This is a genomic window from Halobacillus sp. 12SKB (assembly GCF_052941655.1).
The window spans coordinates 4,046,439-4,069,864 of record NZ_JBRFWR010000001.1; the positions used below are offsets into that span (position 1 = coordinate 4,046,439).

General features: G+C 41.7%; 23 protein-coding genes and 1 pseudogene. 4 read left to right on the forward strand and 20 right to left on the reverse strand.

The window, feature by feature from the left end:
* Positions 1-4 precede the first annotated feature (4 nt).
* Positions 5-763, reverse strand: a complete 759-nt coding sequence (locus tag ACQ4XT_RS20380) for a (S)-benzoin forming benzil reductase (protein ID WP_446855753.1) — start codon at positions 761-763, stop codon at positions 5-7.
* A 139-nt stretch (positions 764-902) separates the two neighbouring features.
* Between ACQ4XT_RS20380 and ACQ4XT_RS20385 the strand changes: the two genes are divergently transcribed.
* Entirely contained in the window at positions 903-1,538 is a 636-nt protein-coding gene (locus ACQ4XT_RS20385) for a YczE/YyaS/YitT family protein (RefSeq protein WP_446855486.1), read from the forward strand.
* Positions 1,539-1,558: 20 nt separating this feature from the next.
* Here the strand turns inward: ACQ4XT_RS20385 and ACQ4XT_RS20390 are convergent, their stop codons facing one another.
* From ACQ4XT_RS20390 to ACQ4XT_RS20425, 8 genes and pseudogenes are all read right to left on the reverse strand, one after another.
* Positions 1,559-1,996: a hypothetical protein gene (locus tag ACQ4XT_RS20390; RefSeq protein WP_446855488.1), complete on the reverse strand. Its 438-nt coding sequence runs from the start codon at positions 1,994-1,996 to the stop codon at positions 1,559-1,561.
* A 246-nt stretch (positions 1,997-2,242) separates the two neighbouring features.
* Positions 2,243-3,133 (reverse strand): D-amino-acid transaminase, encoded by an 891-nt coding sequence (dat, locus tag ACQ4XT_RS20395; RefSeq protein ID WP_446855490.1) that lies wholly within the window; start codon positions 3,131-3,133, stop codon positions 2,243-2,245.
* A 104-nt stretch (positions 3,134-3,237) separates the two neighbouring features.
* Positions 3,238-3,978 (reverse strand): UMP kinase, encoded by a 741-nt coding sequence (pyrH, locus tag ACQ4XT_RS20400; RefSeq protein ID WP_446855492.1) that lies wholly within the window; start codon positions 3,976-3,978, stop codon positions 3,238-3,240.
* A 129-nt stretch (positions 3,979-4,107) separates the two neighbouring features.
* Entirely contained in the window at positions 4,108-4,644 is a 537-nt protein-coding gene (locus ACQ4XT_RS20405; protein ID WP_446855494.1) for a hypothetical protein, read from the reverse strand.
* Positions 4,645-4,815: 171 nt separating this feature from the next.
* Entirely contained in the window at positions 4,816-6,225 is a 1,410-nt protein-coding gene (locus ACQ4XT_RS20410) for a SpoVR family protein (RefSeq protein ID WP_446855496.1), read from the reverse strand.
* A gap of 84 nt (positions 6,226-6,309) precedes the next feature.
* Positions 6,310-6,807, reverse strand: a complete 498-nt coding sequence (locus ACQ4XT_RS20415; protein ID WP_446855498.1) for a GNAT family N-acetyltransferase — start codon at positions 6,805-6,807, stop codon at positions 6,310-6,312.
* A gap of 187 nt (positions 6,808-6,994) precedes the next feature.
* Entirely contained in the window at positions 6,995-7,162 is a 168-nt protein-coding gene (locus tag ACQ4XT_RS20420) for a hypothetical protein (RefSeq protein ID WP_446855499.1), read from the reverse strand.
* A 68-nt stretch (positions 7,163-7,230) separates the two neighbouring features.
* Positions 7,231-7,695: pseudogene (locus ACQ4XT_RS20425) on the reverse strand (TetR/AcrR family transcriptional regulator).
* A 206-nt stretch (positions 7,696-7,901) separates the two neighbouring features.
* Here ACQ4XT_RS20425 and ACQ4XT_RS20430 point away from each other — a divergent pair.
* Positions 7,902-8,615: a class I SAM-dependent methyltransferase gene (locus tag ACQ4XT_RS20430; protein WP_446855501.1), complete on the forward strand. Its 714-nt coding sequence runs from the start codon at positions 7,902-7,904 to the stop codon at positions 8,613-8,615.
* Positions 8,616-8,635: 20 nt separating this feature from the next.
* On the opposite strand, the gene ACQ4XT_RS20435 is transcribed toward ACQ4XT_RS20430, so the two are convergent.
* Positions 8,636-9,178 (reverse strand): YhcN/YlaJ family sporulation lipoprotein, encoded by a 543-nt coding sequence (locus tag ACQ4XT_RS20435; protein ID WP_146814398.1) that lies wholly within the window; start codon positions 9,176-9,178, stop codon positions 8,636-8,638.
* Between the two features lie 125 nt (positions 9,179-9,303).
* The gene (locus ACQ4XT_RS20440) at positions 9,304-9,774 is read right to left on the reverse strand and encodes a hypothetical protein (RefSeq protein WP_446855504.1); all 471 of its coding nucleotides are present in this window, start codon (positions 9,772-9,774) and stop codon (positions 9,304-9,306) included.
* Positions 9,775-9,958: 184 nt separating this feature from the next.
* Here ACQ4XT_RS20440 and ACQ4XT_RS20445 point away from each other — a divergent pair, with 184 nt between their 5' ends.
* Positions 9,959-10,195: a YhdB family protein gene (locus ACQ4XT_RS20445; RefSeq protein ID WP_446855506.1), complete on the forward strand. Its 237-nt coding sequence runs from the start codon at positions 9,959-9,961 to the stop codon at positions 10,193-10,195.
* Between the two features lie 56 nt (positions 10,196-10,251).
* On the opposite strand, the gene ACQ4XT_RS20450 is transcribed toward ACQ4XT_RS20445, so the two are convergent.
* Together ACQ4XT_RS20450 and ACQ4XT_RS20455 are read right to left on the reverse strand one after the other, a co-directional pair.
* Entirely contained in the window at positions 10,252-10,977 is a 726-nt protein-coding gene (locus ACQ4XT_RS20450; protein WP_446855508.1) for an SDR family oxidoreductase, read from the reverse strand.
* Between the two features lie 14 nt (positions 10,978-10,991).
* The gene (locus tag ACQ4XT_RS20455) at positions 10,992-12,554 is read right to left on the reverse strand and encodes a GNAT family N-acetyltransferase (RefSeq protein ID WP_446855509.1); all 1,563 of its coding nucleotides are present in this window, start codon (positions 12,552-12,554) and stop codon (positions 10,992-10,994) included.
* An 834-nt stretch (positions 12,555-13,388) separates the two neighbouring features.
* Here ACQ4XT_RS20455 and ACQ4XT_RS20460 point away from each other — a divergent pair.
* Positions 13,389-14,006: a TetR/AcrR family transcriptional regulator gene (locus tag ACQ4XT_RS20460; protein WP_446855511.1), complete on the forward strand. Its 618-nt coding sequence runs from the start codon at positions 13,389-13,391 to the stop codon at positions 14,004-14,006.
* A gap of 52 nt (positions 14,007-14,058) precedes the next feature.
* Here ACQ4XT_RS20460 and ACQ4XT_RS20465 read toward each other — a convergent pair whose 3' ends face one another.
* The 7 genes from ACQ4XT_RS20465 to ACQ4XT_RS20495 all read right to left on the reverse strand — a co-directional run bounded on the left by ACQ4XT_RS20465 (position 14,059) and on the right by ACQ4XT_RS20495 (position 22,946).
* Positions 14,059-15,480 (reverse strand): dihydrolipoyl dehydrogenase family protein, encoded by a 1,422-nt coding sequence (locus ACQ4XT_RS20465; RefSeq protein WP_446855513.1) that lies wholly within the window; start codon positions 15,478-15,480, stop codon positions 14,059-14,061.
* A complete protein-coding gene (locus tag ACQ4XT_RS20470) occupies positions 15,477-15,872 on the reverse strand; it encodes a DUF1499 domain-containing protein (RefSeq protein ID WP_446855516.1) in 396 nt (131 codons plus the stop codon). The genes ACQ4XT_RS20465 and ACQ4XT_RS20470 overlap by 4 nt, the downstream gene beginning before the upstream one ends.
* A 71-nt stretch (positions 15,873-15,943) precedes the next feature.
* Positions 15,944-17,212, reverse strand: coding sequence for an anti-sigma factor domain-containing protein (locus ACQ4XT_RS20475; RefSeq protein ID WP_446855518.1), 1,269 nt, complete (start codon positions 17,210-17,212; stop codon positions 15,944-15,946).
* Complete coding sequence (gene sigI / locus ACQ4XT_RS20480; RefSeq protein ID WP_446855520.1) at positions 17,209-17,946, reverse strand: RNA polymerase sigma factor SigI; 738 nt, start codon at positions 17,944-17,946, stop codon at positions 17,209-17,211. Before sigI ends, ACQ4XT_RS20475 begins: the two co-directional genes overlap by 4 nt.
* Before the next feature lie 361 nt (positions 17,947-18,307).
* Entirely contained in the window at positions 18,308-19,141 is an 834-nt protein-coding gene (locus tag ACQ4XT_RS20485; protein WP_446855521.1) for a S1C family serine protease, read from the reverse strand.
* 32 nt (positions 19,142-19,173) lie between these two features.
* Positions 19,174-21,201 carry an ABC transporter ATP-binding protein gene (locus ACQ4XT_RS20490; RefSeq protein WP_446855522.1) on the reverse strand — a complete coding sequence of 676 codons (2,028 nt, stop codon included), beginning with the start codon at positions 21,199-21,201 and terminating at the stop codon, positions 19,174-19,176.
* Entirely contained in the window at positions 21,198-22,946 is a 1,749-nt protein-coding gene (locus tag ACQ4XT_RS20495; RefSeq protein ID WP_446855524.1) for an ABC transporter ATP-binding protein, read from the reverse strand. The genes ACQ4XT_RS20490 and ACQ4XT_RS20495 overlap by 4 nt, the downstream gene beginning before the upstream one ends.
* Positions 22,947-23,426: the final 480 nt, after the last annotated feature.

Below are 23,426 nucleotides of genomic sequence, written 5' to 3' on the forward strand. Positions count from 1 at the left end.
TCACTCATTTACCTATTAAATCATACAGCTTATACACCTGACCATTTTTGATTTTATCCGGCTTTTCTAAAAGGTTCATTAATACATTGGCCACTTCATCAGGCGAGCGTAATTCCCCTTCTTCTTTCAATTTGCGGAACTTCTCCACATCAGCAAAAGCGTCCTCTGAAGAGGAACGAATTTCGCCTTGCATGTCTGTATCAATAACACCAGGACTATAGGCAAGTATGCTGTGCCCCTTCCCTTGCTGCTCAAGGGCCAGTGTTTCTGTGAAACGATTGATGGCTGCTTTGGAGCTGCTGTATGTACTCCAGCCATGGATGGTCTTCTCTGCTGCACCAGAAGTAATGTTTATGATCCCAAGAGAGAGGTCTCTTTCATTCGCTTCCTTAACGAAACGGTTCACAAGGAGAATGGGCGCGGTCACATTGACTTGCATGTGTTTTTGCACAGCATCTGCTTCCAATTGACCAACCGTTTCAATCGGTTCGATGACCCCGGCATTATTGACAAGGTAAACATAATGCGTATCTTTGTGGAAAACATTTTCGACCATTTGATTAAGCCCTCGATTTAAATCGTCCATGTCACTCAGGTCACAGCTGACATGATGAAAATCCACCCCATTTTCATCTGCCAAGTCTTTCAACTCTTCATTACCTGAGCGGGAAACAGCCACCACATTCACACTCTTTAAAATGAACTGACGTGCAATCGCTTCTCCTAAGCCACGAGAAGCCCCTGTTACAACGGCGTATTGCATACGTATCACCCTTTCTTCCAGTCTCTTTTTTGCTTTCCCTTCTGAACAATTGGCAAACTCTCCATTCAGAAACTTTACATCCCAGAAGCCAAACGATATGATAAACGGAGCACAAGTGGACACATAAAGGAGTCTACCTATGAAATATTTATTTCTGTTTATCATCTATGTGGCAGGACTTGTCGTTTCAAGCCTTGGCCTTGCGCTGATCATACAATCCGGTTTAGGAGTGGGTCCAGGAGACAGCATTGCTGTCGGCCTATCGATGCATTTCCCTGTAACTGTCGGAAGCGTCATGATCGTTGCTTTTGTCATCCTTTTACTTGTCAATGCAAAGTTGGAGCATAAGCGACCCCAATTCGAATCATTAATCCCAATTATCATCCGCGGAAGAACATTGGATATCTTCCTATACGGAATGCTTGAGAATATGGAGTATGAAGCATGGTGGGCTCAATGGGGCATTTTTTCACTCGGCCTCTTAGCCACAGCTGTGGGAATCTCTGTTTATTTACGAACTCCATTTCCCCGGATTCCTCTGGATCACTTCATGATGATTATGAATGAAAAAACAAACCAATCGAAAAGTACGGTGCGGATCTTCTCCGAATCCGGAATGGCTCTTATCGGATTTTTGCTTGGAGCACCGGTCGGTTTTGGAACATTGATTGTCGCCTTGCTATTAGGTCCGCTCATTCAATGGTCGTTCCAGTGGGCCCGGCCGATTGCTGCTCTGTGGACAGAGCCGAAGAAAAAAATGCCTCAAAAAGCGTGATGCTGTCATCACGCTTTTTTTCATTCTTCAAAGGAGAGCTTCGTCACACCTGTCTCTTCAAGCTTACGACCGATTTCTTCCTCAACGGCCAAACGCTTTTCCATTTGTTCTTCTGTCAGCTTCCCGTCCATCGGGCCGTATATTTCCGTCATCTCTTTTTCGGCGAGTTTCTCGACCAACTTATCCCAGAAGCTGAACTCATCATATTCTTCCACGTGCGTATCTAATAGCTTCGATTCATAATCCACATCAAGGTCATGAACACCGATTTGTTCCTGATAGGAAACCTTGTCCTCAAGATTCGCTTCTTTATATTTTGCCAACACAAGTTCGCGGACATCTTCGAACTGTTCATCCAGCTCCAGCTTCGTAGAGTTGACCATCCATGTCCCTAAAAACACCATCTCCACCAGAGTTTCATATTGTTCTTCTGTCATTTCAAGTTTTACATTACCCATAATAGACCGCTCCTTTCCTCTTTTCCTTAGCATTATAGCATATCCCCAGCCCTGTATTTATTATGCCGCCTGATCCTTTTTTCATGGCTAACCTTTTGGTATTCCACACCGAGGGATACCAGGTACGATGGACTTCTTTTCGGTACCTGTCATGGTTTGAAGGATTATAATGACAGGTATGTTGCTCACTACTTCACAAAAACACATAAGTAAAAACCGGCAGCTGTCAAACTACCGGCCTTCCTATTATTCAGTTGCCGTCTGGCTTGTAAAAATAGAATCCTCTTGATTTATTTGAGCATCTGCCTCATAACACTTTTGCAGCTTCCGTGTTACGGAGCCGGGTTGACCATCGCCAATGGTTTGCCCGTCAACTTTCAGAATCGGCATGACTTCTGAGGTACTGCTGGACAAAAACAGTTCATCCGCATAAGCAAGGTCCTCTACTTGGAAGGCTTCTTCAATAAATTCAATATTTTCTCTCTTACAAAAAGCCTCCACCCTCATTCTTACACAGCCATGCAGAATATTCTTCTTTGCAGGGTGGGTGTACACTTTCCCCTGACGTACAAAATAGACGTTGGAAGAGCTGCATTCAGTCACTTCTCCATTTTTGTGGAGGATCGCCTCATAACATCCATGTTCTTTTGCTGTCTGTTTAGCTAATACATTCGGGAGCAAATTTAAACTCTTAATGTAACACCAGTCCCAGCGAACATCTTCCTGAGTAATGGCACTGACGCCATCACGCAAATATGAAGCCGGACGAGGAAGGTCTTTCACATAGGCATATAAGTTGGCTTGAGTTTGATCAGGAAAGGCGTGATCCCTAGGTGCAGAGCCTCTGGTGATTTGCAAGTACACTTTCGCATCTCCAGTGATTCCGTTTTTCTTGAGCAGTTCATCCAGCTGTTCGTACATTTCTTCCTTTTTAAAAGGGACATCGATTTTCACAGCTGCCGCTGAACGGTACAGCCGATCGATGTGTTCATCGATTAAGTAATAGTTTCCGTTATACACACGGATGACTTCATAAATACCGTCACCGAACTGAAGGCCTCGTTCCTCAAACGGGTACTTCAATGTATCCTGTTTTACAAAATCATTCTCTGTCAAAATGTAGTCATAAATCGTCATCATTTTGCCTCCTCAAGTCATCTCTAGGTTTAACGAATAGTTTATCAGAAAAAAGCCGGGGATGGACCCTCAGTTGAAAAACTTTTTAAATGGCACCGTTCGACCTATTCCATTGTTTGAAGCTTGGAAGGTCGATGTGAAATGAGAGTACCCTCATCTGTCCCCATACAAACTCTCTTCATCAGCCCCGGATGATCAAAATTGAAAATGTGGACAGGGAGCTTAAAGTCTCGTGCAAGGATGAGTGCGGACTGATCCATGATCTGGATGTTATGAAGAAGTATATCATCATAATTTAACCTGCCGTACATTTTGGCTCCTTTATGTTTAACAGGGTCCGACGTGTAGACACCGTCCACCCCTTGCTTCGCAACAAGGATGGCATCACAATCCAATTCAATCGCCCTTTGTACCGCAGGATAATCGGTCGTCACAAATGGCTGACCGTTTCCTCCCGCCAGAATGAGGACCATTCCTTTAGCCAGGTGATGCAGCCCCTTCAAACGAATATACGTCTCTGCTACACTTGCCACAGGAATGGAAGTCATGACCCGTACTTCTTTTTTTGATTTTTTCTTCAACACACCTCTTAACATCAGACTGTTAATAATCGTGCCGATCGTCCCTATATTATCGGCCTCCACCCGCTCAATTCCCCATTCTTCAGCAGTTCTACCTCTGAAGATATTACCTCCTCCTACGACAACCGCAACCTCCAATCCACTTTCGAGAAGCGAGATAATTTCGTTTGCGATATGTTCCAGTCGTTGATTGTCAAAGCTGTCCTTGCTGTCCCCTTTCAAGGCACCTCCGCTAATTTTAAGTAAGACACGAGAATATCTCATTGTAAGTCCCCTTTTCTTCCACCATTGTTTATTAGAAAAAAAGAGCCCAGACCTGTGTCTAAGCTCAATACAATACGGACCTTACCTCTAACGCTCATCTATACTATCTTATGCTTTGAAAAGCTTTATTCATTCCACTTCCACCGTGGTTTCCAACCAGGGATGCTCGAAGGGGACGCCTCCCTTGCCATCATCCATCATAGGATAAAAAGCTAAATCAAGCGTATCCAGTTCCTGGTTATATCGGAAGTCATCAAATTGAATATACCGGAACGTCGTAAACGTCCCTTCCGTCGTACCAATGGTGGATCCATTATACGTGGTACCATTGGAATCAACAGCCTTCACTAAGAATTCAATATGACCTTTCTCTCTCAACCAATCTTCTTCATTATTTTTCATCACAGCATTTCTGTCTCCATACCACATGCCAAGATATAGTCCCTTCGCATCGTTACGACTGTATAATTTCGTTAGATGAATCTTTGTCTCTCCGATTTCATGAGTAGAAACTGTGATCGGTTCAGGGTGTTGAGTCGGCTCACTTACCATTGGATATACCTGATGATTTTTTAGTGCATTGACTTCCTTGTTATCCAAATAGAAAAGTACAGCGGCAATCAATACGGCCATCAAGCTGAATACAGCCACGCGGACCTTTTTCATCCATCTCACCTCTTTTGCATTAGGAAGGCAAATCTTACCGTCATTATATCAAATTCCTTTTCTCCAAGTTGTCAAATGGAGGGAGAGGTTTTGTCGATTTCTTACTTATTCAGTCTCAGACATACTCAAATAAAAAAACTGCTCTCTATTATATAAAGAGCAGTCTGCATTCTATAAATATTTCTTCTGAACTTTTTTACCGCCATAGCTGAACACTACATCCCGTCCCTCTACTTTCGTTTCTATGTGAACATTTCGTCCCCACAGCTGATAGACATATGGCAGTGTTTTTTCCAAATACCCGACATCGAGTTCGACGTCTTCAAAATGGTGTTTTAAGTAAAGTTCCCCGCCCTTCACATAATCGCCGTCTTGGACAGTGATATACGGGAATCCTCCGTTTACTCTCATGGTGACAAGTTGATCGCGGACGGCTTCATGATCTTTATCGGTTATTTTATACTTTTGACCTTGTTTTTGGAAAAGGTATAAATCCTCTCTTCGAGCTAGTTCTTTGGTCAAATAATTACGGATGAAGCTTTGATCAGATTCGATTTCGCGAACCTCGAACATTTTTTCTCTTCCTGAACCCGGTTCGACCCCATGCTTGATCATTTCCTCCGTCGGATTGTCATACCGATCTTCAATATCCTCAAAAATCTTCAACCCTAGATAATACGGGTTCAACTGGGTCTTACTTGGCTGCACAACGCTCGCATTGAGTTTGGCGAATTCAATGGACTCATCGCTCGTCAAATCCATTTCCCTTAAAATTCGCGCATGCCAGTAAGAAGCCCACCCTTCGTTCATAATCTTCGTTTCCAACTGCGGCCAAAAATACAACATTTCCTCCCGCATCATCGTCAAGATATCCCGCTGCCAGTCCTCAAGTTCACGGCTGTACTGTTCGATAAAGAGCAACAAATCTTTCTCAGGTCTTGGTGGAAATTTCTTTTTCTTTCTAAACCTTGGCTGCTCTTCAGAAGAGGATTCATCAATCTTCCAAATATCATCATATTCTGTATGAATCGGTTTTTCTTCACTTTCTTCTTCATCCATGGACCAGGCAAGTTTCGGTCTAACCAAAGATGGATCAATGTGCTCCTGAATAGCAAGGACTGCATCAAGGAATGATTCAACCTCATGTTTGCCATATATTTTATCGTAAGTAGCGATTCGCTCCGCCGTCGCGGCCATACTTTCAACCATGTCCCTCTTCGTATTCTGGAACCGGGCATTATTTTTAAAGAAATCACAGTGAGCCAGGACGTGGGCAACAATCAGCTTATTTTGTATCAAACTATTGGAGTTCAGCAAAAAAGCATAACAAGGATTCGAGTTAATGACAAGTTCATAAATCTTGCTTAATCCGAGGTCATATTGCAGCTTCATCTTATAGTATTGCTTTCCAAAGCTCCAGTGGGAAAAGCGTGTCGGCATCCCGTACGCTCCGAATGTATAAATAATATCATCAGGACAGACTTCGTAACGCATTGGATAGAAATCAAGCCCGAAACCTTTAGCGATTTCCGTAATTTCTCTGATCGCATATTCGAGCTTCTTTTGGTCATCTGGTCTCAAAGATGCCCCCTCCTTCGATTTCGCTTATCTTACTATATGAGGGTAAAGCAGCGAACATGAAGGTTCAGTCCATCTTCTTGTCCTCTATACTAGAATTTTAGCCATGACATACTCGTCGATGGGACTCCCGTTGATGATCAGGGACTCTCTCTTCACGCCTTCTTTTTCAAAACCCATGCGTTCATAAAAGTGGACAGCTCTTTCATTATGAACCATAACCGTAAGATCAAGCCTCGTCACTCCTTTTTCTTCTGCCCATTGAAACAAATGATGGAAAAGCTCTTGAGCGACTCCTTGGCCGTAAAAGTCCTTTAATACTCCTGTAATTATGCTTGCTGCATGTAAATTCCTTGGAGCACCTCCACCAAAAACCGTCACATGCCCGTTGACTCTCCCGTTTAATTCGGATAGAAAGATCGTAGAGTTTTCTTCCTTCTCGATTTTTTGAATCAAACCTTCCACTTGTTCGATCGTGGATTCTCTTTCACTTTTGCCATATAATAAGAAATCGGATTCTGACTCCAATTGCCCGATAAGATTTCGATAAGCTGCTGCATCAAAGGCCTCTGCCGTTCTAATCATTTTTCCAATCCCCCTCTTTTCCCATTTTACCAGAACAGATGCTGGATAGATGTCACCCTCTTCCATCCGTTTCACTGAAAAAATAGTTTGACCAGCCGGCTTTTAATCCCAAGGACGCGGAAGGATTTTGAATGACGACCATTCCCCGGAGATCCTGAACAAAAAAAGAGAGCAGTTCGCTCTCTTTTTAGGCTGCCTCCTCCTGAAAGGAAACGTTCTGTTTTTGATTTTTCAATATAAAATAGATGATCGTTAGTACGGAAGCTCCAAAAATGAACCCTGTTAAAATAGAAGCATTTTGCCACATTAAAGTGAAATCCTTCCACTCTGAGATCCAAAGCTTCCAACCACTCATTTTCCTACCTCCTAATAACATATGACTAAATTATTCATTTGGTCATTTTCTCTCAAAAAAGAGGACCATCATTCGGGTGATAATCCTTTGAACACGTAATCATCAAATAAATGAAGGATCTTTTCCTTGGGTAAAGGATCATGTCCTTCTTCCCAATCGATAATTAGTGCCGTGTATAACTTCAACATCACAAAGGCCGTAATTTCCGGGTCACATTCGCGAATATCTCCCTCTGCTACAGCTGTTATTATTTTATCCTTTAGATAATCCAAAATTAAAGCCTCTACATTTTGCAGGGCTTCATACACGAGTTTAACCGTCAATTAGTGGCTCTTACGGTATTGAAGAAGCTCAATAAGTGCTAAGTGTACATTTTCCTTCAGCGATCGCTCGTCATCCATAACAGATTCCGCTTTTCCCTTCATCTCTAACAGAAGCTCTGCGATGATATCCTGAAACAATTCTTCCTTGTTTTGAAAGAAATTATAAATCGTCCCTTTTCCTACATATGCAGCTTTGGCGACATGGTCCATCGTTGTAGCCTTTTAGCCAAAGAAGGAAAAAGATTGACGGGCGGCTTCGCGGATTTCTTCTTTTCTGTCCATATTCATTCTTATCACCTGACCATTTGAACGATTTAGTCACTTATACTCCAGAAATGATTATACGCTTTTTATTAGAGTTTCAACCTTTTTTTGAGGTACACTGAATGAACCAAGCTACAGAAGGGAGTTTTTGTATGAAAAAGAATGTCTTTCACTCCTATGAGCATTTGTCTTCTCATTATGAATTTGACGTTGACCGAAAGCCCTACAATGCTTATCTCGAACGCCCTGCCATGGTAAACCTGCTTCCAGAACTCCAAGGAAAAAAAGTCTTAGATGCTGGTTGTGCAGCAGGATGGTATGCGCGTTACATGGCGGATCACGGGGCAGACGTAACAGCAATTGACCTCAGCCCTTCGATGATTGCCGCAACCCAGCGGAGAACAGGAAATGCCAGGATCAACGCTTTCGTTCACGACCTAATGAATCCTTTGCCAATGAATGACGAATCCTTGGATTTTATTATCAGTTCACTCACTCTCCATTACATAAAAGACTGGAAACCCATTTTTCAGGAATTCTATCGTACATTAAAACCAGGAGGCACCTTCCTTTTCTCTACCCATCATCCGTTCATGGATTATATGAACCATGATGTGGATACTTATTATGCCTGCCAGCAACTTCAGGAAGAATGGACGGTGAACGGAGAAAAAGTTCCGATGACTTTTTACAGGCGTCCGCTTGAGGAGATGATTTCTGCTGTGACCGATCATTTTCATTTCATTCAACTCAGTGAACCAAAACCTACGCCTGAATTTAAGGAGGTTCATCCAGATGGCTTTCAAAAAGTGTCAACAAAGCCGAATTTCATGATTCTAAAAGCGAAAAAGCCAGGACCTCTTTAAAGGGTCCTGACTTTTCTTTATTATGAGCGTTGGTCAGGGAAAATCCGGTCGACCATTTCTCCGAATTCACGGAAAAATCCTGTGACTGGTTCACCATTTTGAGCATCTTCTACATAATTGTTCGTTAAGTCAACAAAATCTGGGTTTGTTGAGATATAAACATTGTTTATGTCCTGATCTGATGCTTTAACCGCTTTTTTGATTTGCTTTTCCATTTCATCAGAGACTTCGTTCTTGTCTCCCTTTGGATTATCAAGCTCTGCCGCTACATAGGCATTGTCACGTGTTTTCAACACATAAACACGGTCTACGCCATCGACATTCTTTTCGATACGATTTGCTGCATCCTTGGCTACTTTGTAATTCGTGTTATGAACCATTCCGCGATCATTGTCATACTGGTTCGCTTTTTGACCATTTTCAGACATGTCATCAGCAGTACGTTCAAAGCTTGTATTTTCCACTCCGTTGTAGTTGCCATTGTCACCAGCTTCTTGTTCTGCCTGGCAGGCCACAAGAGATCCAGCTGCCAACAGACCGATGGCTAATACTTTGATTTTCATGAGATTCAACCTCCTTCCATCCATGTTTACGGTTAGTATGTGTGGTTGGAAGGCAAATATGCGATTGCTAAAAACAGGAATATGTATGATACAAAAGAAATCCTCAGTTGAAAAAGAACTGAGGATTAACTATTCAAAAACGGGATGCTCCACCATATTTGAATGAAAATTAAATAAACGAAAAAAATACCATTAATAAATAATAGGAAAGCAGAAACAAGCTTGTAATGCCCTTCGACTTTTTTATAACCGATTCGAATAAAGATAAAGCCAGTAATAAGAAGGATATATAAACCGATAAACCATATCCACGTGTAAGGTGTTTTAGCATTAAATCCTATTTCATACCCAATTCCATACAATAACCAGGGAACTAAAAAACATACAACGGATATGGGGAGATACCGTTGATCACTTTTTATGTAAAAAAGAGAAAGAATGGCAACAACCAGGGTTATTCCTCCGATGATTTCCGAAATGAGAATCATCACCTGTTGGGTCGCATCAGCTTCTGCTGTTACAAAGCTCAGGAATAATAACAATGCGAATAAGCCGACACACCCCACATTTGCATAAAGAAGATTTTTTTCTGACATCACGAAGACTCCTTCCGTCAAAAGCAAAACTTTTCCATACTATCATAACAAAATTTCCAATGCTTTGCGGAAGAAAAAAGCAAAAATGTGTCGGGATTTCCAGAACTGTGACGAACTCTCTGATTGAGCAAGAACGCTCACGGGGATAATAAGACCACTCCTTTCATAAAGGAAGTGTCATACAATGAGTCACTATGATTACGACAAAGCCCTGCATTTCATGATTTGGGGCCAGTGGGACGACTTGCTTGTCCTTATGGTACGCACAAAGGATGAATTCCTTTCTAAAAAGATCGAGACATTCCTTCACTCGGCTTACTACCCGAGTCAACAAAGTGAAATGCTCAAATCTCACGAAGCGTTGTTAAGCTATATCGATCATGCCCAAGCGACAACACTACAACCCAGTTTTTTCACATAAATAGACAGACCAGGTCATCCAATTTCTGGATGACCTGGTCTTCTTTTATTTTCCATTTATACGCGTGGGTAATCTTGGATAAGTGGGTGCAGGTGCATTTCATCAATAACCATATGTTTAGGCGCGAGCGCCATATAAACAACAGCTTCCGCAATATCATGAACTTTGAGCCATTCCGTTTTTTCAGGATCTCCCTGTGTCCCATTTGCAAAATAAGTATCCACCATTCCTGGATTAATCGTACCTGCCCGGATGCCATCTTTTCTCACTTCTTGAGCGAGCGATCCCATAAACCCTTGAACCGCATATTTTGTAGACGTATAAAGGGCCCCACCTTCTGGAATTGTATATCGAGAAACATCGGAGGCCACCGTAATGATGGTACCGAACTTTTGCGATTTCATGATAGGCAGAACAGCTTTGGTTGCGAGAAATACGCCCTGTACGTTGATATCATACGTCCGACGCCATTCCTCTACTGTTACTTCTTCAATTGGTTTGAAGTCTCCAATACCCGCATTATTAACAAGTATGTCTACTTTGCCATACGCCTTCTTGGTTCCTTCCACAACCTGGTCAATTTCGTTTTCATCACTTACATCAGCCGTATACGCCAATACATTGGTGTAGCCTTGCTTTTCTAATTCTTCCTTCGTATGATGAATTTCCTCAGAGCTTCCTATAATTGATAAATAGGCCCCTTTTTCAGCGAGTTGAAAAGCTATTTCTTTTCCAATCCCACGGGAAGCTCCTGTCACAATAGCTACTTGTCTGTCCAACACAAAACATTCCTCCCTTACGTTCGTTCTGGCTTTTCTTCTGTAGCTAATTTAAATCGGAGATCAAATAAATCCCGGCGTCTGTCACGTAGCTGCCGGACAGTTCCTGACTTCCTTTGTCTTCTCAGTATTTCTAAATCAACATCTCCAACAACGACCGTTTCCACATTGGGATTACATTCACCAATGATCCCGTCACGGGCAAATTCAAAATCAGATGGTGTGAAAATGCCTGATTGTGCATATTGAATATCCATATTCTCCACTTGTGTCAGGTTTCCTACTGTACCTGCAATAACGGTATAGACCTGGTTTTCCACTGCACGGGCCTGGGCGCAATAACGGACGCGTAAATAACCTTGTCTATCATCTGTACAAAACGGAACGAAGATGATGTTCGCTCCTTGATCGACCGCATAGCGGGCGAGCTCAGGAAATTGAATATCATAACAAATCTGAATCGCAATTTTGCCACAGTCCGTATCAAAGACTTTGACCGCATCTCCAGGCTGAATTCCCCACCAGGTCCGCTCGTTAGGTGTTACATGAATTTTATATTGTTTTTCTATCGTACCATCACGTCTGAATAAGTATGATATGTTATAAATTTGCTCTTCTTCCTCCACAAAATGAGACCCACCTATGATGTTCACATTGTATTTCACAGCAAGGTGCGTGAACATTTCAATATAGTCTTCGGTGTAGGCACTCAATTTACGCACGGCTTGAGACGGCACTTTTTCTTCTAAGAAGGACATGAGCTGCGTGGTGAAAATTTCGGGAAATACTGCAAAATCAGATCCGTAATCAGCAGCGACGTCCACGTAATATTCACATTGCTTCACGAACTCTTCAAAGGAATCAATATTTTTCATCATATATTGAATGACCATGATTCTTACTGGATGACTCGTCTTGAAATAGCGCTTCGTACGAGCACGATAATCAATATTATTCCATTCCATCAGTGTCGCATACTTTAAAGACTGCTCGTCATCGGGTAGATAATCCGGATTGATCCGCATGACAGTAAAGCCATTCATGATTTGGAAGGTGAGGACAGGATCGTAAATGTTTTGGTTGCGGACTTCCTCCACATATTCACGTGGCGTCATCTCATCTTCATGTTTGTGATAATTAGGTATACGCCCTCCGATGATGATACTCTTCAAATTCAACTCGCGGGCTAATTCTTTCCTTGCTTCATACAAACGCCTTCCTATTTTCATCCCTCTATATTCAGGATGAACCATCACTTCAATTCCATACAAATTGTACCCGTCTGGGTCATGATTCGTTATATACCCTTCATCTGTAATGTCATCCCACGTATGTTTATCATCATATTCATCAAAATTAACAATCAAACTTGAACAACTTCCAATAATTTTTCCATCAAACTCAACAACAAACTGCCCTTCGGCAAAATGCGTCAAGTGGCTCTCCAGATGCTCCCTTTTCCATGGATCCATGTCAGGGAAACAAACTTTTTGTAATCTGAAAATCTGTTCAATATCTTTATCCTGCATGTTTCTAACAATCATTTTCTTTTCATACTGAGTAAGATCAAGCTTTGACATCTTATCTTCCTCTCTTCATCATGATCGTTCAACCATTTTCATCGTACTCAACCTCCATCCTTCTTGTCTAGCTTTTTAAAAAGTTATTCCACTAAATTGCAGGATTGTGGAAGACTCGATTTCGAAATGTTTGTGTGGATTTAGGGGCTACGGGAAAAGGTTCGCTTTCCGTGGGCGAGTGATGAGCCTCCTCGAGCTAACCCTCTGCGGGGTCTCATCTACCACGCACTTCCCACAGGAGTCTCACCGTTTCCCTCCGCCCCTTTGCCATATGAGGTTCTCGAAATCCCCCATTACCTTGCCTAAAACTGTTATAAATCCTGCTTAAACCGCGTTGATATAGGATTCTCAACCATAAAAGCTCCTATTGCTGGAAGATAGTTTCGAGAATTTCTACCAGTAAGTGGGCGGAGGGGAATGGCGAGACTCCTAACTTAAGTGTGCAGGCGCCTCGATCAGCGGCGTATGGACTGGACTGAGCTGACGGAGATAAAGGAAACACGAAGAACGGAGTGATTCGATGTTGACTTATCGTACAGAAGCGAGGGAAGTCTCACTAGCCGCTAGGCGCCGGAACCGGATATCGAAGAGGAAAAAAGTGCATGGTGAGACCCCACAGGACGCAGTCCGAGGAGGCTCACCGCGCTCCCGCGGAAAGCGAGCTATTCCCCGCAGCCCCCATCCACTCAAAATAAGTCTCGAAACTGAGTCTTCAAGAGAAGGGAGCTTTTGTGGAAGATGGAGTTGATCAAGTAAAAGGTGTACAGAAATGAAATGTATGAATTGAATCGGTTCATAACTTCGTGTATGATGGTTTAAGAAGAGGTGTGGACAATGAACGGATTTGAAAGACGAAAAGAACGCAAAAAGCAAAATATCTTGAACGCCTCCCTGAAGTTGTTTTCAGAATATGGGGTGCAGAAAGTCAGCATCCAGGAAATTGCAAAAAAAGCACAAGTTTCTCAAGTCACCATTTATAATTATTTTGGCGGCAAAGATGAACTCTTATTCGAGACGGTCAAAAAATTCATTTACGAACGATTGGACCGTTTTCGAGACGTCGTGCACAATGAGGATATGGACTTCAAAAAAAAGATTCGATTTGTTATTCAAGATAAAAAAGAAAACATCCTCCATATGGACCCGGGGTTTCTACAAACAGTGATGAGAGACCAGCCTGAGTTGCAAGAGATGATTCAAACGTTCACAGAGAAAGACGCGGTTCCTTTACTAATGGAGCTCGTGGAACAAGGAAAGTCGCAAGGGTACGTTCATCCGGACATTTCTTTTCGCTCTATCATGTTCTATATAGAAATGTACTATCAGGCGATGCAGTCGAAGGAAGACCTCTTCGATCATTCTTTACCGGAATTAAGTGAAGAAATCACCCATATGTTTTTCTATGGTTTAATGGGGAATCAGGACGAGCATCTGCATGAAGATAAAGAATAGCGGAAATAAAAAATGCGTAGAGATTTTGTCTCTACGCATTTTTTATCCTTGCTTATCTCAATTTTTTCACATACCAACGAATGAGGTCGTTCCATTTACTTCCGAAAAGCTTCTCTCTCCAATATAGGTCTGCGGTTTGAGAGACGACGTTACTTTTAGCAGGGTATGGGTGTACAACATTTGAGATGCTCTGAAACTTTTTATTGAGTGCCTGAACAGTCCCAACTTCCTGCATCCATTCTCCAGCTCCTTCACCAATCGCATGAGCCCCTACGATTTTCCCACGGCCCGTTGTCAAAACTTTTACAAGTCCCTCTTTTTTCCGCTCTGCCATAAAGCGATCGTTGTCTGCTAATTTTGTTTTAAAGGTTAACAAGTCTTCTCCATACTTTTCTTGCGCTTCTTCTTCTGTCAATCCGAGATGATAAATTTCAGGGTTTGAGTAGACAACCCATGGAATTTTTTCATAAGAAGCTTTTCTGGAAAGACCCAGAACAGCATTAGATACGGCGATTTTCCCTTCCATTCCTGCGACATGAGTGAAAGGCATTGATCCATTACAGTCACCTACTGCGTAAATATGTTTTTTATTGGTTTTTAAAGTTGAATCCACTTGGATCGAACCTTTTTCAGTTACAATACCGGCCTTATCCAGCCCAAGCTCTCCAATATTCGCTTTTCTACCAGCCGCTACAAGTATGTTATCTGCCGTAATGCTGTTTGGAGCATCATCTTTCATATAATGAACCTGAACCTGCTCCCCGCTTTTCTCCACGCGTTCAACCTTTGCACTCGTTAAAATATTCAATTCTTCAGATAATAACCGTTGAGATATGCTTGCGATTTCCTTATCCTCTTTAGATAGAATCCGTTCACTGCCTTCGATCACTGTTACATCCACACCTAAACGACTCATCGCCTGAGCCAGTTCCACTCCGATCACTCCTCCACCAATGACTACCATGGATGAAGGTTTCTGATTCAGTGAAAAAATGGTTTCATTTGTTAAGTAATTCACTTTATCCAAACCATCAATCGGAGGGATTGCAGGAGAGGATCCAGTAGCTATGACAAAACGTTTCGCTGTAATCGTCTCTTCCCCTACCTGCAAAGTATGTTCATTTATGAATGTTCCTTCTGCTTCATAAATATCAATACCAAGATTGATAAAACGATCCTTTGAATCATGCTCTTGAACATCTTGTAAAGCATTTGCGACCCGTTCCATCGCTGACTTAAACAAACGACTATAATCTTCTTGCGTCCATTCATTGTATTGAGCGGCCTCTTTCACCTCTTTAGCCGCTTGAATCAATGCTTTTGAAGGCATGCATCCATAATGGAGACAATCGCCACCAAGTTCGGTTTTCCGTTCAATAAGAGCAACTTTCGCACCAAAACTCGCTGCGCCTGCTGCTACCGTTAAGCCACCTGAACCGCCACCTATGACAGCTATTTGATAATCAAACGTCATAGGGATTCTCTCCTCATGGACTCATAATGTTCGGAGATGGCCTGCATTCGTTTTTTATTGACTCCAAAGTCGGAATATCCCACTCTTGAAGCAGACCTGAAATGCACGACCTCTTCTTTCTGATCAAGATAAAATTCGACATCGTCCTTGAATTTCATCCACTTTGATTCAACCACTCCATGGATGTAATTCTCGTTCTCTGTCTCAATCGTCGTTCTTTGCCTCTCACTTAAAATCTCTTTAATCAAGGACTTTGTAGTCTCCATGTCCTTAGAAAATGTCAGGGATGTCATTTTCTTTTCTTCTTGATCTGTTTGAGTACTGACACAGTTTGGAGAATTCGGGCAGTCAGAAAGTCTCCCGTTCTTAACGCCTATATAAGCTTTACTCATCATTACTCCTCCTTTTCTACACGATACCCTTATACTCCCTGTCTCTTCAACAAAAAAGCACTCCTAACTGTCTAGGAGTGCTTTCCATTCGATGAATTTCCGTTTCCGCGAGAAGGTTTCTCTTTTCCGTTCGAGCCTTTCCCTCTATTTCGGTCATCTTTCTTTTGTTTATGTTTTGAACCGGAATCCTTATCCTTCTGTTTTCCTCTTTCTTTCTCTTTAGGTTTAGGAGAAGGTCGTTCAGTTTTTTCCCGATCTTTATCGTTCACTTTCTTTTCTTCTTTTCGCTCGTTTTTATTTTCTATGTGTTTAATCTTATCCTTTCCTATATGTTTCTTCTTGTTGTCTTTCTTTTCTATGTGCTTTTTCTTGCTGTGTTTATCTTCTATGTGCTGCTTTTTTCCTTGACCAGACTGTTCTTTCTCTTTAACCCACTGACCTGGAGCTTTGTCTTTTCCTTTTTGACCTGTTTGGCCAAATCCACGGTCTTTTAAAACCTGATTTGCTGGCTTCACATCAACAGCAGGTGGAACTAAAGAATTCGTATCAGAATTCGTATCAGAATCAAGCGATTCCCGTTGTTTTTCTTCAGATGAGTCTTCTTTATAAAAGGATTGAATAATTTCTCGATCATCATCTTCAATATGAACAGGCAATTCGGAATCTCCTGTTTGATTCATTTCTTCATTTTTTATTCTGTCTGCAACCATTTCATTAACTGAGGCCTTTTGATTCATAGCTTTTCTTCTTAAATCCTCTGGAACCAAAAAGGTAGCAATGTTTATGTTAGTGGCTTTTCCCATGAGATACGTTTCTATCTCTTCCGTGTAATTTTGATCCACTACTTCTTTTAAATAACTGATACCGATCAGGACTTGGTTTGCATCATTGACATACCCTTTTTCTTGACTCAATTCAATCAATTCAAAGGTCACTTCCGATGCATCTTTCTTTTTCCAATCCTTCAAAGAGGAAACGATCTCTTCAGCCTCTTCATTTTGAGGAGTCATATCTATGACTTGCATCTGATCATTCAATTCAAGTTCAACACTAGGATTAATATCAATATTCATATAAGCAAACGCTTGATTGCTTCCATACCAGGAAAAGACAGGGAATACCATCAGTAAAAAGATAATGGCTACAACAGCTGCACGCGTATAGTGACTGCGCATAACCTGAGTCCATTGATGCAGAACTTTACGCTCATCAACTGTCTTGAATTGGACTTCCATCCCAATATCTGCATGGTTAATCTTCTCAGCTCTATGAAATTTGCCATCACTGGTCATGACAATCATATATTCATTCTGCTGCTCCATGACAATACCTTTTTTCACATACCCACCCCTTTCAGATAATCCTTAAGATATACGTAATCCCCGTTCAGGATGAGAACTAATGCGATGATGAATTTCCGGTTTCGTTCTAAGGTTTTCTTACTAACATCGACACGATCGACCAAGTCTTTAATCGGTAAACGGCCTTTGTCAATGACTTGCGAACATAAAAATTCATCTTCATAAACGAGCCTTGCCACCTGAACAGCGGATTCTCTGGCATCTCTATGTTTAGGAGACGCATCAATCAGCTCATCAAATGAAAGCTTATACTTTTGCAATTGGGCCTGAAATTCCAAAATTTCCTCTTTACGGTGCCAAGCTTCCGTTTCCAATTGAAACTTTTCCTTGGCCGCTGATATTTCTACAGGGTTTTCCATTTGTTCTTCATCATGGAAATCCTCATCCAGCGAAGTGACTTGTACACGTTTTTGTTCATTACGAATGTAATCAATCACTTTCCTTTTAATCACAAGTCTCGCAAAAGAGAGAAATGAACTTCCCTTATCACAAGAATAAGATTGAATGGCCTCATTGAATGCAAGCAAACCAATACTGAACTCATCATCTTTTTTAGGGTCTATATATCTTTTACAAACTTCAGAAACACTTTTGGCGATGAAAGGTTGATACTGTTTCAGCATTTCATTACGTGCATCATCATCTCCCTGTTTGGCTGAAGCTACTTGTTCATCCAGGGAGGAATCTGCTTTTTGAAAAAGACGTTTGATCAACCTTTATCACCTCCAGCCTATTAATATTTTCGATTATGGCTTTTATTTTTTGGGTGTCTTTTTTAAGATTATTTCAATTGTGTTACAAAATCGTATCAACCAATATTTCTGAAGTTTGCCGTAATTGGGTCAGGTAAAAAGGTATTGTCCTTGACCATGACCATTTTACTGAACTACGCCTGGACGGTCTACTTCATTGGGGTTACATTTTATTAAATAACCATTTCAAAAAATAAGACCTAAGACTCTTCCATGGTGTACAAGAAACGATATTAGGTGACAAAGTCTTATTTTTAGGTGAATATACCCACAGGAATGATTGACGACTTGTCCTATGTCATCGGACAAGAAAAAAGGAAACCTAAGGTAGGTTTCCTTTTTGTTTCTGTTCAAAATAATAATCAATAGGTACCGCAAGACCGACCCGACCTTCATTATCATCATGTAGAGTAGCGAAAACCACTCCGATCACTTTCCCTTGATCATTGATGACCGGGCTTCCTGAGTTCCCCCGGTATATCGGGGCATCGAGCATGAGCACTTGTTGATCCCAATCCGACAACTGTTTATAGCCAATCACATTCCCCTCATTGGCAATCCCCGTAAACTTCAGAGGATTCCCGATGAAGTACACGTGTTCACTTGCCTCAAAATCCGCTTCATCCGCAAGTTCTAAATGAGGGAGATTTTTACCTTCAACTTTCAGGACAGCAAGGTCGACTTCAGGATAAGAGGCAAGTACTTCCGCACCAAAAAGCCCATCATCCGGAAATCCAACAGAAATTCTCTTTTCGTCTTCTATGACATGATGGTTAGTGAGGATATAACCATCTTCGGTAAAAGCAAATCCGGTCCCCTTGCTGCGACCAGCCTCCACGACTACCACGGATTCCTTATAAGTCTGCACCTTTTCATCTGTTGAAAGTTTTGCAGAAGTCATGAGGAAATCAATCGCTGGAATAGAAAATGTATTCGGAAGAACCGCTACAATGTTCAACACCATCATGAAAGCGATCAACCAGAATATCCACTTAGGAAAAGGACGTTTTTCTTTTTGCTGTTCTTTCTCCATCCTTTCCCGTTCATATGCATTTCTCTTCTCTTCCTGGACAAGTTCATATAATTCTTCGTCATCTATTTCTTCATACAGATCATCATCGATGATGTCTTTCTTATCGTATTCTTGCTCATGCATGAAACTTGCCTCCATGTCAGCAATTTTGAGACCTATACCGCTTCAATGCCAACAGCTCCTTGCTGCATTTGGTACATACGGTAGTACTCACCCTTGCTATCAATCAATTGCTGGTGGGTCCCTTGTTCCATTATTGTACCATGATTCAAGACAAAAATTTGGTCCGCTTGTTGAATGGTAGATAATCGATGAGCAATCACCAAAGTTGTTCTTCCTTCCTTCAATACCTCCAACGCTTTTTGTATCAGTTGCTCTGTTTCTGTATCGATGTTGGCTGTTGCTTCATCCAAGATTAAAATGGCAGGATCAAAAGCTAATGCTCGAGCAAAGGAAATAAGTTGCCTTTCTCCCATCGACAAAGTATCCCCTTTTTCAGTGACAGGTTCATCGTATTTTTGTGGTAATTTCTCCACAAAGTGATCAGCACCGACAGCTTTCAGAGATTGTATAGCCATTTCCCGGGAAATACGCTCATCATTCATGGTCACATTCGACAATATCGTACCACTAAAGATAAAAGGATCTTGAAGGACAATTCCCATATGGCTGCGTACTTGCTGTTTCGACCATTCGCTCGTCGACTTTCCATTGATCCGGATCGTTCCATGCTGGGGGTCATAGAAACGGAATAAAAGATTCATTAAAGAGCTTTTTCCTGAACCCGTATGGCCAACAAAAGCGGCGGTATCTCCAGGATTCACTTTGAACGAAATATTCTTAAGCACATCATTGCCTCTTTCGTAAGCAAACGTTACCTGATCAAAATGAATATCACCTTTATACCGTTCAATCGGTGTATTTTCGACAGGTTCCCCATGTTCATCAAGGATTTCGAAAACACGACCTGCAGCTACACGGGCTTCTTCGAGCTGAGGCAATTGATTGACCAGATCTGTAACCGGCTGGAACAGTCTGTTCAGATAGTCGACGAAAGCATAAAGTACACCGGCCGTAACGATACCTTCAGGACCTATGGACCCTGCTCCGAAATACCAGATAAAAGCTACGAATGCAAGATTCCTTAGTACATTCACAAGATTAAATGATGTTAGAGCACTTAATCGAATCAATTTCCTCTGGTAAGTAAAGTGGCGCTCATTCAAGCTCTCAAAATCTGCTGACGTCTGTTTTTCCTGCCTAAAAGATTGGATGATTGACATTCCCTGAATCGCTTCATTGATATTCCCGTTCATGTCACTGACCGTGGAACGAACGACATGGTTATACCTTCCTGCGTACCCTTTGAACAGCTTCATCCAAATTAGCAAAATCGGAATTAATAATAAGCTCAAAAGAGCCAGCTTCCAATCCAATAACAGCAAGGCAATGTAAATGCCACCCATATAAAAGAAACTCGTAACAAAGGTCGCCAACACTTTCACATACAACTCACGGATCGACTCTGTATCATTTGTGACACGAGCAACCACCTTACCTGCCGGCTGATTAACAAAGAATTGGATCGGCAGTGTCTGTATGTGTGAAAAGAGGTCATCCCTCATCTTTCTAATAATCCTGTTTGAAGACTTTTGCAACAAAAACGTATGAGAAAACTGAAACACAGATGCAATGAGCAATAACCCTACGTATAAACTGAGGAGCCAATAGATCGACTTCATTTCAGGAAGAAAAAAGCTGTACAATTCCTGTAGCTCTAATTCTTCAGCACCTACCTCATACGTACGGTCTGGCGCTTCAATGGTCAAAATCCCGTCCTTCCACTGGCGACTGCCAGCGATAGGTACTTGTTCTTCCGTGAAGTAATAGCTTCTACCCACTTGCAAAATCGTTCGAGTTTGAAGAACCTCATCCGATTCATCTCTTCGGTCAGAACGTTTATACAGGGCCTCTCTGTACCTAACCGTATGTTCATCCTTTGATTCGACCTGAAACCATTGATTTTCAATTCCAATAATATGCTGATCAATCAGCCTTTTGGCGATAAAGGGACCAGTGAGTTCTAAAGCGACTGCGATGATTAAACAAAATAGACCAATGAATATACGTTTGCGGAACAACCACGCATACTGGAACAACTTTTTTTCAGTCGATTTCTTCATCGCCCCACCTCCCCGTTTTCCAACTGTTGATGCTCATACTGTTGATGATACCATCCGCCATTTTGAAGGAGTTCATCATGTGTCCCCTTCTCGATAACTGCTCCATCGTCGAGGACCAGAATTTGATCGGCATGTGTTACGGCTGAAAGTCGGTGAGCAGCAATGAATGTCGTCTTCCCTTTCCGTTCTCTTCTCAAGTGTTGAAGAATTTCAGCTTCTGTTTTTCCGTCTACCGCTGACATGGCATCATCCAGTAATAGAATTTCAGGGTCCATGATGAACGCTCGAGCGATGGAAACCCTTTGTTTTTGTCCACCAGAAAGCGTAACTCCGCTTTCTCCGACTTTAGTGTCCAGCCCTTTAGGCAATTGTTGAATATCATCTGCAAAATGAGCAAGCTCCAATACACGGTTAATTTCCTGGTCGGAAGCATCCGGTTTACCGAATTGGATATTCTCTCTGATCGTCTTTGAGAACAGCACTTGATCTTGTGGTACATAACCAATCCAGGATCTTGTCTGATCAAGACTAAGGTGCTCTAGAGGAACACCATTGACCTCAAGACGTCCCATAGTCCCAGAATATTCTCGAAGGAGCTGACGGAACAACGTTGTCTTACCTGCTCCTGTTTTTCCAACAATTCCAACGGTCTCCCCTTGCTTCACTGTTAAATCAATGTCATCAAGACTTTTCTTATCTGTCCCTGGATAAAGGAAGGACAGCCCTTTAAACGCAATGAGCTTCGGCTCTTCTATGAAAGCAGGTGATGGAGGATCCTGCACGTCAGGTTCGTAATCAAGCGTCGACTGCACGCGATCCAGGGATGCATTTCCACGTTGTAAAACATTAATCAGTTCTCCTACAGCAAACATCGGCCAGATCAACATCCCTAAATAAACATTAAAAGAAACCATTTCTCCTAAAGTGATTTGGTTTTGAAACACGAGATTCGCTCCGTACCCTAATCCGATGGTATAAGAAAGACCAACCAATATTTTTATCGTCGGTTCAAATAGAGCATCAATCTTCGCTACTTCTATGTTTTTGTCGTAAACTTTCTTGGTCATCCTGTTGAATGACTGCTCATCATTCTTTTCCTGCACAAAAGCTCGAATGACTCGGACACCTCGAATGGACTCTAGGACTTGGTTGTTCATTTCTCCGAAAGATTCCTGCGCTTCGGTAAAACGCTTATGAATCACTTTACCGTACCGCTTCATGACAAGAGCCATTATCGGTAAAGGAATGAGTGCCGCAAAGGTCAATGGCCAGCTTATCGTAAAACCCATGACAGCAATAATCATCATCATAAATACCGTCGAATCCACCAGGGTCAGGATCCCGAAACCCGCCGTCATCGTCAGAGCCTTCAGGTCATTCGTTGCTCTCGCCATAAGGTCTCCTGTACGGTTCTTTCCGAAGAAAGTAGGTGTCATCCGTAGGAAATGATTCATCAACCGGGATCTCATCGTCCTCTCCATCATCATCGCACCACTGAACAGTGTATAATCCCATAAGTAGGAAATAGTATAACTCGCGATGATTATGCCCCCGTAAATGAGTAACAATTCCAATAGACGTTCTCTCGTAAAGGAATTGAATTGTATTTCGTCAATCGCGATCCCCACTAGTTTCGGAGGGATCAGATCAATCATACTTACAACGATCAAAGCTATAATCGCTAATGTGTAACGCTTCCAATAAATCTTAAAAAACCAATCAAGCTTGAACAATACACTAAACATCATTTACCACCCTCTCTTCAAAAACAGTAGCTAACCGCTCTCTTTCCAATCTTCGTTCCATTCTTTCTTCTCCATGTAGTGAACCATTTTGATTCCTCCTCTAAAAAAATCATTGATTTATATAAAAATCAGTTGTGTAACCGATTTCTATCCAAACAAAAAAAGACATACGTCCTTTGACGTATGCTTTCACACATAAAAAAAGGCACGTATCTACGCGACCCTGTTCCTTCTATACGGTTTTCATAAAAGTCAGATAAACAAAAGGCTCTCAGTCACGATCGATATGAAGTTGTCTTTATATTGAAGACGTTGCTTTTTCATCATCGTGACCTCCTTTTTGTATCAATGATTATATATTATATATTTTTCTGAATTTTAAATCAACCATTATTTTCAAATCGCGATTATTTAAGTATATGACAGGTTTCTTGAAGACTCAGTTTCGAGACTTTTATTGAGTGGTGGGGGCTGCGGGGG